The sequence below is a fragment of the Pararhodospirillum photometricum DSM 122 genome, from assembly GCF_000284415.1.
Taxonomy (GTDB): domain Bacteria; phylum Pseudomonadota; class Alphaproteobacteria; order Rhodospirillales; family Rhodospirillaceae; genus Pararhodospirillum; species Pararhodospirillum photometricum.
Window position 1 is genome coordinate 1,940,501 of the sequence record NC_017059.1, and the last position, 12,180, is coordinate 1,952,680.

The 12,180-nt window shown below is 64.9% G+C and carries 12 protein-coding genes, 1 tRNA gene and 1 pseudogene; 7 read left to right on the forward strand and 7 right to left on the reverse strand.

Annotation, left to right across the window (positions count from 1 at the left end):
- Nucleotides 1-108 precede the first annotated feature (108 nt).
- The 3 genes and pseudogenes from RSPPHO_RS08655 to RSPPHO_RS21930 all read left to right on the forward strand — a co-directional run.
- Nucleotides 109-372 carry a hypothetical protein gene (locus RSPPHO_RS08655; RefSeq protein WP_041794804.1) on the forward strand — a complete coding sequence of 88 codons (264 nt, stop codon included), beginning with the start codon at nucleotides 109-111 and terminating at the stop codon, nucleotides 370-372.
- A 145-nt stretch (nucleotides 373-517) separates the two neighbouring features.
- Complete coding sequence (locus tag RSPPHO_RS17755; RefSeq protein ID WP_051013768.1) at nucleotides 518-916, forward strand: HVO_A0114 family putative DNA-binding protein; 399 nt, start codon at nucleotides 518-520, stop codon at nucleotides 914-916.
- Nucleotides 913-1,953 (forward strand): annotated as a pseudogene (locus RSPPHO_RS21930) (recombinase family protein); the annotation flags it as partial. The gene RSPPHO_RS17755 and the pseudogene RSPPHO_RS21930, both read left to right, overlap by 4 nt.
- 222 nt (nucleotides 1,954-2,175) lie before the next feature.
- Here the strand turns inward: RSPPHO_RS21930 and RSPPHO_RS20535 are convergent.
- From RSPPHO_RS20535 to dut, 4 genes are all read right to left on the reverse strand, one after another.
- Nucleotides 2,176-2,388 (reverse strand): hypothetical protein, encoded by a 213-nt coding sequence (locus RSPPHO_RS20535; protein ID WP_197535595.1) that lies wholly within the window; start codon nucleotides 2,386-2,388, stop codon nucleotides 2,176-2,178.
- 141 nt (nucleotides 2,389-2,529) lie between these two features.
- Nucleotides 2,530-2,621: transfer RNA gene (locus tag RSPPHO_RS08675), tRNA-Ser, on the reverse strand.
- 160 nt (nucleotides 2,622-2,781) lie between these two features.
- A complete protein-coding gene (gene thyX, locus RSPPHO_RS08680) occupies nucleotides 2,782-3,633 on the reverse strand; it encodes an FAD-dependent thymidylate synthase (protein ID WP_014414886.1) in 852 nt (283 codons plus the stop codon).
- Between the two features lie 56 nt (nucleotides 3,634-3,689).
- Nucleotides 3,690-4,142: a dUTP diphosphatase gene (gene dut, locus RSPPHO_RS08685; protein WP_339325378.1), complete on the reverse strand. Its 453-nt coding sequence runs from the start codon at nucleotides 4,140-4,142 to the stop codon at nucleotides 3,690-3,692.
- Nucleotides 4,143-4,345: 203 nt separating this feature from the next.
- On the opposite strand from dut, the gene can reads away from it, so the two are divergent.
- From can to RSPPHO_RS08700, 3 genes are all read left to right on the forward strand, one after another.
- On the forward strand, nucleotides 4,346-4,987 hold the full coding sequence (gene can, locus RSPPHO_RS08690) for a carbonate dehydratase (protein WP_014414888.1): 642 nt from the start codon (nucleotides 4,346-4,348) through the stop codon (nucleotides 4,985-4,987).
- Between the two features lie 15 nt (nucleotides 4,988-5,002).
- The gene (locus RSPPHO_RS08695; protein ID WP_014414889.1) at nucleotides 5,003-6,490 is read left to right on the forward strand and encodes a sensor histidine kinase; all 1,488 of its coding nucleotides are present in this window, start codon (nucleotides 5,003-5,005) and stop codon (nucleotides 6,488-6,490) included.
- A 110-nt stretch (nucleotides 6,491-6,600) separates the two neighbouring features.
- Nucleotides 6,601-7,077, forward strand: a complete 477-nt coding sequence (locus RSPPHO_RS08700) for a hypothetical protein (RefSeq protein WP_041794811.1) — start codon at nucleotides 6,601-6,603, stop codon at nucleotides 7,075-7,077.
- Between the two features lie 156 nt (nucleotides 7,078-7,233).
- Here the strand turns inward: RSPPHO_RS08700 and RSPPHO_RS08705 are convergent, their stop codons facing one another.
- Complete coding sequence (locus RSPPHO_RS08705) at nucleotides 7,234-7,737, reverse strand: cysteine hydrolase family protein (protein WP_014414891.1); 504 nt, start codon at nucleotides 7,735-7,737, stop codon at nucleotides 7,234-7,236.
- 218 nt (nucleotides 7,738-7,955) lie between these two features.
- Here RSPPHO_RS08705 and RSPPHO_RS08710 point away from each other — a divergent pair, with 218 nt between their 5' ends.
- Nucleotides 7,956-8,891, forward strand: a complete 936-nt coding sequence (locus tag RSPPHO_RS08710) for a GlxA family transcriptional regulator (RefSeq protein ID WP_041794813.1) — start codon at nucleotides 7,956-7,958, stop codon at nucleotides 8,889-8,891.
- 163 nt (nucleotides 8,892-9,054) lie between these two features.
- On the opposite strand, the gene RSPPHO_RS08715 is transcribed toward RSPPHO_RS08710, so the two are convergent.
- Both RSPPHO_RS08715 and RSPPHO_RS08720 read right to left on the reverse strand, forming a co-directional pair.
- Nucleotides 9,055-11,217, reverse strand: a complete 2,163-nt coding sequence (locus tag RSPPHO_RS08715; protein WP_014414893.1) for a heavy metal translocating P-type ATPase — start codon at nucleotides 11,215-11,217, stop codon at nucleotides 9,055-9,057.
- A gap of 158 nt (nucleotides 11,218-11,375) precedes the next feature.
- Complete coding sequence (locus RSPPHO_RS08720; protein ID WP_081581694.1) at nucleotides 11,376-12,128, reverse strand: acyl-[acyl-carrier-protein] thioesterase; 753 nt, start codon at nucleotides 12,126-12,128, stop codon at nucleotides 11,376-11,378.
- Between the last annotated feature and the right edge of the window lie 52 nt (nucleotides 12,129-12,180).

Genomic DNA, 12,180 nt, shown 5'->3' on the forward strand with positions numbered 1-12,180 from the left:
CGCAATCCGCCGATGCTGGAAGAATTGCGCGGCGTCAGGGCGAAGGCCAGCATCAGGATAAAGGGACAGGTGTCGTTACGGTTGGTCATCTCACAGACTGCGATTCCCATGTCTCGGCGCGCCGCTGATCGCCCGCAACGTCGGCTCCATGTCGTGTCCGGCGCTTTGCCCGACGACCTCTACGACTATATCCCGCAGGAAGACATCGAGACGCAGGCCCCACGCATCGGCCGACCGCCGAAGCACGATGTCGAGACCTGGACCGTCACCGACGATTGGCCCGACCGCGTGCCGGTGACGGAGGCCGAGATAGACCTGTTCGAGGCGTGGTTCGGCGACATCTTCGACGAGTTGTTCGGGCCATCCAAGTGAGCCGTGATCGGCCTAGGCGATGCCTGTGCAGACGCATTTTTACTTGATTTAGTTACTCTATGATGATAACTATAGGCGGTGATTTTCGATCTGCCGCGTGAGGCTTCCGTCCGGCCCGGCGGGCGCCAGACGGAGGCAATACGCCATGACGACGCTGAAGGTCGGCATCGCCGATCCCGAGGAGATGAAAGCCCGCACACTGCGCATTGCACGGGGTGAGGAGAAGCCGTCGCCGGGCGATCCAACCGTCTGGTTCGCCTCGACCGAATCCTTCGCCCGCATCCTTTCGGCTCCCAATCGCGAGATGCTGCGCATCATCGCAGAGCAGGCCCCGGACTCGCTTGACGAACTGGCGGCTCTGACAGACCGGGCCAAGTCCAACCTGTCGCGCACGCTGAAGACGATGATCGGCTACGGCCTGATCCGTATGGAGCGAAGTGGCCGCAAGCTTGCGCCGAAGCTCATTCACGATCGCGTCGTGCTGGACTTGCCGCTGAAAGAATCTCGAAAGCGAACCGCCACGGCAGAGGGAGATCGATCATGAACGCTGAAACACCCAGCGTCGCCACGCGCGCTGCCCTGTATCTCCGCGTCTCGACCGCGCGGCAGGCCGAGCATGATGTCTCTATCCCGGACCAGAAGCGCCAGGGTGAGGCCTACTGCCTGTCGCGCGGCTATCAGCTTATCGACACCTACGTTGAGCCGGGCGCGACCGCTACCAACGATCGCCGTCCCGAGTTCCAGCGCATGATCGAGGCGGGCACCACCAAACCCGCGCCCTTCGATATCGTCGTCGTCCACTCGTTCAGCCGCTTCTTCCGCGATCACTTCGAGCTGGAATTCTATGTGCGCAAGCTGGCGAAGAACGGCGTCAAGCTGGTTTCGATCACGCAGGAGATGGGCGACGACCCGATGCACGTCATGATGCGCCAGATCATGGCGCTGTTCGACGAGTATCAGTCCAAGGAAAACGGCAAGCACGTCATGCGCGCCCTGAAGGAGAACGCCCGGCAGGGCTTCTGGAACGGCGCGCTGCCGCCGATCGGCTACCGCATCGTCGCGGCCGAGCAGCGCGGGGCCAAGACCAAGAAGAAGCTGGAGATCGATCCACTGCACGCCGACACCGTGCGGCTGATCTACCGGCTGGCGCTGGAAGGAAACGGCACGTCCGGCCCGATGGGCGTCAAGGCGATCGTCAGCCATCTCAACGCCCGTCGCATCTTCACCCGCGACGGCGGGCGCTGGGGCATCGGCCAGCTTCACCGCATCCTGACGCGGCGCACCTATATCGGCGAGCACGAGTTCAACAAGCGCTCCAAGACCAAGGAACTGAAGCCGATCAGCGAGATTGTCACAGTCCCGGTGCCACCGCTGATCGACCTTGAGACCTTCAACGCCGTGCAGGCGCATCTGAAAGCCCGCAATCCCAAGGTCACGCCGCCGCGCGTGGTCAGCGGGCCGACCTTGCTGACCGGCATCTGCTTCTGCGCCAAGTGCGGTGGAGCCATGACCATCCGCACCGGCAAGGGCGGGCGCTATCGCTACTACACCTGCTCGATCAAGGCGCGGCAGGGCGAAACCGGCTGCTCGGGCCGCTCGATCCCGATGGAGAAGCTCGACAGCATCGTCGCCAGCCATATCGAGGATCGGCTGCTCCAGCCCGACCGGCTGGAGGAGGTTCTGGCTTCGGTCCTCGACCGCCGGCACGAGCGGGCTGAGCGTCGGCAGGAGCATATCGGCGAGTTGAACCGACGGGCGGCCGAGACCGACCTTCGCCTGAAGCGCCTCTACGACGCGATCGAATCAGGCGTGGCCGATCTGTCCGATCCGGCGCTGAAGGACCGCATCACCGGATTGAAGGCGCTCCGCGACCAGGCGCAGGTCGATGCCGAACGGGCGCAGGCCATGCTCGAAAGCTCCGGCAATCGGGCGGTGACACCCGCCACCGTGCGCCGTTTCGCGGACGTGGCGCGGCAGCGCATCCGTCTCGACGGGGGCGGTTATCGGCGGGATCACCTGCGCGCCTTCGCTCAGCGGGTTGAAGTCGGAGAGGCCGAAGTTCGCATCATGGGATCGAAAGGAGAGCTGCTTCGCACGCTCACCGCCGTTTACAGCGGGAAATCGGCGGCAATCGGCGTGCCCAGCTTGGGACTGAAATGGCGGAGCGGGAGGGATTCGAACCCTCGATACCGGTTTCCCAGTATGACGGTTTAGCAAACCGTTGGTTTCAGCCACTCACCCACCGCTCCGCAGTCTGCCGCGTGATTGGCTGGTGTCACGCGGGAGGCCTAGGTACCAATTCCACCGACCCCGGTCAAGCCCTTGTTCAAGATTTTTTCTGCCCCCCAGGAACCGGAGGGGTCTTGGGGAGGCCCGCCTCCCCAGACTTCCCTTTTTTACCCCTCCCCCTCAAACCTTACGATGCCCGGTACGCACACTCTCGAAGCCGTCCTCGTCCTCAACCACCTCGATGTCGGCAAACACCAAAGACGCCACGTCCTTGAGGCGGCGCGCCAGCAGACAGGCGAGGCGGCGGATCTCTAGGTCAGCGTCGCGGTGGCCGCGCAAGGTGACCACGTGGCGGGCGGCGCGCAGGTTCATGGTCCACACCAGCCGGGTCTCGGCGGCATTGGGCAGCAGGGCGCGGGCCGCCTCGTTGGCGCGTTTGCGGGTCAGCGTGGGGTCTTCGCCGGGGCGGGCCTGGGCACGGAACGTGTTTTGCCACGCACAATAACGGGCGCGGGCGTGGCGACAGTCGGCGCGGAACTCTTCCAGCAGGGCATCGGCGGCGGCGCTATCGCCGGTGGCGCGCAGGCGGTCCACGGTGGCCAGCAGCAGGGGCGGCACCACGAAGCGCTGGGCGCTGGCATCGACGTAGCGCTGGCTTTCCTGGCTGATGGCGGTGCCGGCCCGGTGGCGGATTAGTTCGTGGGTCAGGGCGCGCGACACCCCGACCAGGGCGAACGACACATTGACGTGCTCCAGAACCGACCCGTGCCCGCTCTCAAGAATATGGGCAATGTACTCCTCGGCCGGCCGGCCCTTGCGGAACGAGCGGTAGCAAAAGCGCCCGGCGAATTCCGGCAGGGCATCGGCGTCGCCGCCGCGGCCGGCGCCGGCCATGACCTGGGCCAGCGGGGTTTCGGGGTCGTCGAGGAGGGCCAGGGCCCCCACGTCCTGCGCCCACGCCGTTAGGCCCTCGGGGCTGAGGGTGGGGGCGGCAATCACGGTGGCGGACGGGGCAAAGACAAGCTCGGGCATAGGATCCTCTCAGGCATCATGGTCTGCCTGCTTATACCCCGGCCGTCGTGGCGCGCCTACACGCCAACGCCTGTGGATCCGAAGCCCCCGGCGCCGCGTGCCGTGTCTGGGAGGGTCTCCACTTCCTCGAAGGGCATGTGGGCGACGGCGGCCAGCACGCCCTGGGCGATGCGATCGCCGGGATTGATCGTGCGCGGCTCGCGGCTGATGTTGGTGAGGATGACCTTGACCTCGCCGCGGTAGCCGGCATCAACGGTGCCCGGGGCGTTGGCCACCACCAGTCCCTTGAGCGACAGACCGGAGCGCGAGCGGACCTGAAGCTCGTAGCCCTCGGGCACGGCGAGGGAGACCCCGGTGGGGATCAGCTCGATATCGSCSGGGGCGAGGGTGAGCGGCGCCGGGAGGGCAGCGCGCAGATCAAAGCCGGCGTCTCCGGGATGGGCATAGCCCAGCGGGCCGAAGGCCTCGCGATCGTAATGCGGCAAAAGGCGAACCAGCAAGCGCGGCACCGATGTTCTCCTGAACCTTGGGGAAAGGGGATACCTGACCATGGGTCCTTCCCTGGCGCAACCCCCCTTGCGCGCTGACCTGCCTTGCCGCTTTCTGAACGCCAACCGACACAAACAGACATAAAACACTCTGGACGGGGACCGCCCCACCCCGTACTGTCACGCCGCTGACATGTCGGGCTGACCGGACAAAGGATGCAAAAGTGGAGCTTGAGCAGCTGCTAGAAAACAACCGGGAATGGGCCTCCCGGGTGGAGACCGACAACCCCGGATTTTTTCAGCGCCTCAGCGCCCTTCAGGCACCCAAGTTTCTCTGGATCGGCTGTTCGGACAGCCGGGTTCCGGCGAACGAGATCGTGGGGCTGGCGCCGGGCGAGCTGTTTGTTCACCGCAACATCGCCAATGTGGTGCCGCACGCCGATGCCAACTGCCTCACCGTGATTGAGTATGCGATCACGGTGATCAAGGTGGAGCACATCATGGTCACGGGGCACTATGGGTGTGGGGGCGTCCGAGCGGCCCTCTCGCAGCAGACCTTTGGGACGATTGATCACTGGTTGGCCCACATAAAGGATATTGCCCGGATCCATGATGCCGAGTTAAGTGCGCTTAAGGATGAGGAGGCGCGGGTTGACCGCTTGTGCGAACTGAACGTCGTGCATCAGGTGATCAACGTGGCCCGCACTTCCCAGGTCCAGGCGGCATGGCACCGGGGACAGAAGCTGCATGTTCATGGCTGGATTTACTCACTGCGTGATGGACTGGTTCGAGACCTTAACGTCTCGATGGCCGGCCCCGAGGCGCTGCCGGACGCGCTGCGTCTCACCTTCCCCGACCCCGCCTGACCTTGGCTGTCGCCGATGAGCGCCCCCGCCGAGGGGGCCAGTTTCGGCTGGATGACGCGGCGCTATATCCTGGCCCTGTCGGTGGTCGGGATCCTGGCGAGCGCGTCTTTTGTGGTGTTCGACCGCCTGAGTGCGCGTAACGAACAGACCCTGGCGGTGATCGAGGCGGGAGACACCCTCTATGTGCTCTCCCAGCGGGCGGCCTTGTATGCGGCATGGATCGACCAAAGCCAATGTCCGCCCGAGATCCGGCAAAATAGCGACTGCCGCCAGGACCTGATCGAGCTGATCGAGCAGATGGAGCAAGCCATGGCCCTCCTGGAGGGCCTGCCCCCCCTGCTGGAAAGCCCCCAACGGGTCCCCTTCCCGCCCCTGGAAGACCTGAGCGAGCGCCTCAACCAGTATGTGGCCGCCCTGCGCACCTTGCTCTCCACCACGGCCGAGGGCGGCAGCGACGACCCCAACCCCGATCGCTTGCGCCAAGCAGCCCGAACCGTGATCTTGCACGAGGCCGCCGCCCCCCTGCCCCACGCCCTGCACCACCTCATCCGCGAGGTCCAGGCCCAGACCCGCGCCAATCACCAGCGCTTGCGAGTGGCCCAGTTCGCGGCCTTGGCGATGATCTTGCTCACCTTGGGCCTGGAAGCACTGCTGATTTTCCGCCCCATGGTCGCGCGCACCCGCCACCATTTCGGCGCCTTGGAGCGCTCGCGCGATGACCTGGAAGGGATTGTACGAACCCGCACCCAGGCCATTGACGACGCCCGCGACAAGGCGGTGCGCGCGACCCAGGCCAAGTCTCGTTTCCTTGCCGCCGTGGGCCACGACCTGATGCAACCCCTGCGGGCCGCCACCATGCTGACCGGCATCATTGCCCGCCACGCCGAGACCGAGGCGGTGCGCCGGGCCATTCCCGAACTGCGGGCCGCCCATTCGGCCATGGGCCGGCTGGTTCGGGCGGTCATCGACTTGTCGCGCCTCGACGCCGGGGTGGTCACGCCGCACCGCGAGGCGGTGGACCTTGGGGCTTTGCTAGAGGGGGTGGGCGCCGCCTTCGCCCGCGAGGCGACGGTCAAGGGCTTGCGCCTGCGGGTGGTGCCCACGTCGTTATGGATCAACACCGACCCCGGCCTGATGGAGCGCATTGTCTCGAACCTTGTGGCGAATGCCGTGCGCTACACCCACGCGGGCGGCATTGTCCTTGGCGTGCGGCGCTTGGCGCACGGCCCCGCCATTGTGATTGCCGACACGGGGCCGGGCATCGACCGGCGTGACCGGGCCCGGATTTTCGAGGAGTTTACCCGCCTTAACCCGACCGAGACCGAGACCGGCGAGGGCCTGGGGTTGTCGATCGTGGATCGGCTGTGCCGGCTTTTGGAGTGCGATGTCTCTCTTAAGTCGAATGTCGGACATGGCACATCTTTTTATGTTCATCTTCCTGCTGACGTCGTTCTCCCGCCCACCGCAAGGGGGAGACAAATGTCCTCTGACACGCTACCTTAAGACCTGGGCCTCACTGGACGAGACCAAGGGTGGGCGAAGAAAAGCCCGAAAAACATTCAAAAGATGTTCCGCTCGTCCCTGGATCGTCACGACAACAAAACGGTCGGAGCATGGACACCCTGGATCTCCTGCGCGCGCGCTGCGAGGGACGGAATATCAACCCGGAAACTCTGCTCGCGACGGATTATCTCAACCACTTTAATGAAATCATCATGTTGCTCGACATGGTGCCGGACATGCCAGAAATCTTGGAGGACTGCCGAGGATGGCAGCCCAAGACCTATGCCGAGCATTTCCGGGATAGTGTTTTTTCTGACAAAGACTTGGCTATTGAGGCCTATGACCACGCCCCCCCTCGCTATCGCGACCCGTTCAACGAAACGATCGAGCAGATGAACACCTTGGCCCTGCAATCGGTGGCGCGGGTCGATCAGGCCCTGGCCGACGGCGCCCAGGACATGGCCGGCGAATGGGCCCGCAGCGCCAGCCGCACCTTGCAAAAGCTCATCGACGTGGCTAGCGCCATCATCCACGGCTCCAGCACGACCTTGGATCAGGCCGAAATCGACGCGATGATTGGGTTTTAGGAAGAAAAAAGGCTGGGGAGGCTCGCCTCCCCAGACCCCTCATCCCTTAGGGCCTGTCCGGGAAAAGTGGGCGGTGCGGGCCTTCCGAGAGCGAGAGAGGCGCCTTGGGGGGGCGGGGGCGTTGGCAAATGCCATTCCTTGTTCTCAATCAGAAGATCACCCCCAGACTTCAGACGCACTTGATACGCGCATCTTCGAGCGAAGCGCATTCAACGCGACCTGATGGACTATCTCGCTCGGGGCTGCGCAAAGATCGCCGATGATCTCAGCCTGAAACCCATCGGCCAAGCGAGACATGGCGGTGAAAACGACGCAGTTCTGCGTCATCATCCCGCAAATCAGCACTTCCGTGGTGCCGACGAGGTGTTTGGAAAGATCCGTGTCTTGATAGGCGTCGGCATTGCGCTTGGTCACGATGGGCGCATCGCCGGCGACCTCCAGGAGGGCCGGACGGATGGCGGTGCCGGGACTATCGGCGGCGAACAGGCCGGTCGCTGCTGCGGACACATGGCGTACCAGCACAATCTTGTCGCCATGCGCGCGCGCCTTACCGATCGCGGTGACAATCCGCGCCTCGGTTTCCTCAGCCTGCCAGAGAGGCAGCATCCCGCCGGGAAAGTAGTCCTCCTGGATATCGATCACGAGAAGAGTACGTGTCATCGGAAGATCCTTGGGTTGCTTGTCGATTCATAGAAGGCGACGTTTATCTTTGTCAGCAGTGGCTCTCATTTTGGCCGTACCATTTCTTGGGCTTTCACCTCACCCCAACCGGGGTATCACCCCAGGTAGGCGCGGCCGACAGCCCGCCGGAAAAAGCTAAAAGAAGGACCGCCGTTTTGTTAGTGGCCCGATAGACATTCTTCGTATAAATTGGGCCAATGCGTCTCGCCGTTCTCGCCTACCAGGGCATCAGCCCCTTCATGCTGTCCACGCCGCTCGCCGTGTTCGGGGAACCGTTTGTGGCGAGCGGACACCAGATTGAGGTCTGCGCTGGCACGTCCCGATTGATGGCAAGCGCTGGATTAACTATTGAAGTCTCTCGCCCCCTTGACGCCGCGCGCGAGGCCGATGTTGTCATTCTTCCCGGATGGCGGGACGCCGACGAACCCGTCTCAGCCGACATCGTAGACGCGTTGAGGGCCGCGCATGTCCGCGGTGCGATCGTTGTCGGCCTCTGCCTGGGCGCGTTCGGTCTGGCGGAAGCTGGCCTCCTCGACGGTCGGCGCGCGACAACACATTGGGCGCACTCCGAGACGTTCGCGGCACGCTATCCCGGCGTCACGGTCGATGCCGGCGCGCTGTTCGTCGATGAAGGATCGATCCTGACCTCCGCCGGGATTGCCTCTGGACTGGATTGCTGTTTGCATCTGCTTGCGCGGCTCTCCGGTATCGGTGAAGCCAACCGCATCGCCCGCTCTCTCGTCGTGGCACCGCAGCGCGCGGGGGCACAGCCACAACTCATCGAACGCCCCGCACTTGGCTCGTCGGCAGACCGTCGCGTGACCGAGATTTTGGAGATGCTCCGGGCAAATCCATGGGCGGTCTCGGCGTTGGATGATCTGGCCGCGCGTGCTGGTATGAGCCGCCGCAGCCTCACCCGCCATATCCGCGCGCGAACCGGGGGCAGCCTCGGTGAATGGCTGAAGCGTGTCCGCGTGGCGCGAGCGCAGGATATGCTTGCCGCCGGTGCGCGCGGCCTGGAGGATGTGGCTCTCCGGTGCGGGTTCCCGGATGCCCCTGCGCTGCGCAGGGCGTTTCGTGCCGAACTTGGCCTGACGCCGAGCCAATGGCTGGCAAGGCAAAGAACGAGTTAAGAGCCGGTGCCTGCCGGCCGGGCGTGTTTTAAGGGCAGGCTGGGGAGGCTCGCCTCCCCAGACCCCTCCGATCCTTGGGGATTCCTCACGGCGAAGGGCCAGCGGGAACGAGGGGGCTGGGGAGGCAAGCCTCCCCAGCCTGTCCTTTAGCCCCGCGACAGCCCTACCTAGGCGGCAGCAACAATCGCGACGAGTTCGCCAAAACCCCCAAGGTATGCACGATGTGCAACAGGCCCGCCGCCACCGGGGACATGACCCCCAAGGCCCCAGCCAAGGCGCCGCCGAGGTTGGTGGAGGTGGCAATCCAGAAGTTTTGTCGGGCCACCCGGAGCGTGCGCTGGCTAAGGTCGCGCACATAGAGGATGTCGCTCAGGTCATCGCGGACCAAGGCGATGTCGGCGGCCTCCACCGCCACGTCGGCGCCCCCTACCCCCATGGCGATGCCGATATCGGCTTCAGCCAGGGCCAGGGCATCGTTGATGCCGTCGCCGACCATAATCACCCGATGGCCGCCGGCGCGCAGATTCTTGACGATCTCGCCTTTATGGTCGGGCAAGATGGAGTGGTGGCATTCGGCCAAGCCCAGCCGTCGCGCCAGATCCACGGCAGTTTTCTCGCTGTCGCCGGTGACGAGGCACAGGCGCGTCACGCCCGAGCGGGTCAGGGCGGCCACGGTGGCGGCGGCCTCGGGCCGGGGCTCGTTGGCAAAGGCCAGGGCGGCCAGAACCTCGTGGTTTTTGGCCAGGAAAATAACCGTGAGACCGCGCTCGACCAAGGGGAGCACGGCGGCTCTCGCGCTTTGGATGTCGAGACCGGCTTCTTCCAGATAGCCGGGGCTGCCCAGGCGGATTTCATCCGAGCCAATGACCGAGCGGACCCCTTTGCCCAAGGTAAAGTCGCAGACCATGTGGGAGATCGGGTCGATCGCGCGGGCCTGGGCTTCGTGGCAAATCGCCTGGGCCAGGGGGTGGTGGTTGTGCATCTCGGCCGAGTAGGCCCAACACAGCAGCTCGTCTTCGCCGAGGGAGGAGAAGTTGAGGATCCGCTCGATCCGCGGCTGGGTGCTGGTCAGGGTGCCGGTCTTATCAAAGCACACCACATCGGCCTTCCCCACCTCCTCCAGATAGCGCCCGCCCTTGATCAGCACCCCGCGCTTGGCGGCGGCGGCAATGGCGGCCGACACGGCGGTTTGGGCCGACAGCACCGTGGCGCACGGGCAGGCCATGACCAGCAGCACGGTAAACGCCCGCCAGGGGCTCGCGGTGGCGATCAAGGTGAGGACGGTGGCGACCCCACCCAGACGCACCATGGTGCGGGCCAGGGAATCCGCCACTGATTCGATGGGAGCCTTGGTCTCCAGGGAGTCCTCAACCTGGCGCATGATGCGCGCCAGATAGGTTCGGTCCCCGACGCTTTCGACCCGCACCCGGATCAAGCCCTGGCGCACATAGGCGCCAGCGAACACGCGATCGCCCGAGGTCACCGTGGCCAGTTCGGCCCGTCCGGTGATGGGGGCGTCATCCACTAAGGCGGTCCCGGCGATCACGACGCCATCGACGGAGATCTTTTCGCCCGTGTGCAAGACAACGATGTCGTGGGGCTTAACGGCGGACACCGGGACTTCTACCTCGACGTCGCCGACGAGGATGAAGGTGTTCTTGGCCGTGAGATCCAAAATAGCCGAGATCGAGGCCCGCGAGCGTTCGGACACCCAGGCTTTGAGGCTTTCCGCCCCGCTTTGCACCCAGAGAATTTCCAGGGCGGTCAGCGCCTGCCCCGAGGCCACGGCGGCCACGCAGCCCGCTGCCAGGAAGCCCTCCAGGCTGAAGCGCTTGTCCTGGGCATGGCGCAGCGCCTCGCGCGCAACCGGGGCGGCCGCGAGCAAGGCGACAAGGCCCAGCGGGGACAGGGCGGTCTCGGCCAGCAAAACCCCGCCCAACACCTTGCGCACAAAGACAAAGGCCATCACCCCGGTCAAGGCCAGGAAGCGCAGCAGGTGGGGATTGCCCTGGGAAGGGGAAGAGGGGCGCAGGCAGCCACAGGCTGGCGTCGAGGCCACCGGCCGCAGGAGCGGCGTTTGGGCCTCGGCCACCACGGCCGCGCGCGCGGCGGTGAGAAGACGGCGAGCGGTGGTGTGGCGTGGCTCGTAGACCACAATAATCGCCGCGCACGCCGGGTTGACCCGCACCTGACGCACCCCGGGAAAGGTCTGGCAGACGGCCCCCAGCCAGGACGCGGACGCCTTGGGATGCACACGAAAACGAATCCGCCCGGGAACACTGTGCCGCACGGCCACATGCCCCCCGGGGCCCCCTGTTGCGGTCATGGACGTCGGCCCTCCTTGGGTCCCCGCTGGCCATTTCTGTCTTCTGCGAGACTACACTACATGGGAGTGAGTCGCAAAGTCATTTTCACCTTGGCCGGAGGCCGTCTCCATAAAAGCAAGGCCGGGGAGGCGAGCCTCCCCAGACCCCTCCCTTCCCTTTAAGCAGGGCACACGGCGGCGGTGAGGCGGGCGACAAAGACGGGTTTGTCATCCGAGGCGCGGCGGCCCTGAATCACCAAGGCGGTGTCGTCGGCCAAGGGAGAAGTTTCGAGGATCACCGTATCGCCGAGCAGGCTCTCGGCCAGGAAGTTGACCTCATACGACGACAAGCGAAAGCACTCGAAGGCCGAGGGCGGCAGGGTATCGAGGATCCACTGGGCATAGTGGGTGTTGTTGACATGCCCGTTGAGATCCAGGTCGCTGTTGCGCACCACGGCGGCGCCGACCTCGGACAGACCATTTTGCCAGCGCAGCTTGGCCGGCTCCAAGCTCAAGGCGCCCTCGCGGCGGCCGGCCTGGAGGGCCTCGTCGTTCAGGCTGGTTTTGAGGGGCCGGCGGGTCTGGGCATCCAAGGTGAGCCAACTGGCCGTCGCCTCGGCGATCTTCTCGCCCCCGACCAGGACCTCGTAGTCGCGCAGCACAACGGCGGCGGCGGGCGGACGGGCCCAGGTGTTGACGGTGACGCTCTCGCCCCAAGCCGGCCAGGGCCCGGTCAGCCGCAAGGTGAAGCGGGTCAGGACCCAAAGGGTGCCCGCCGCGATCATGTCGTCGTAGCCATGCCCCAAATGCTGGGCGTGGCGCCACGCCATGTCCTGGAGAATCTGCAAAAGCCCCACCAGCCCCAAACGCTTTTGGGGAGTCAGAACCAGCGTGTTGACCTCGTAGGAGGCTGTCCAGATCATTTGTTTCATGATGCAAGGATAGGCTGCATTTTTCCCAGCGTCAAGGTGAGGAAAAGAGAAG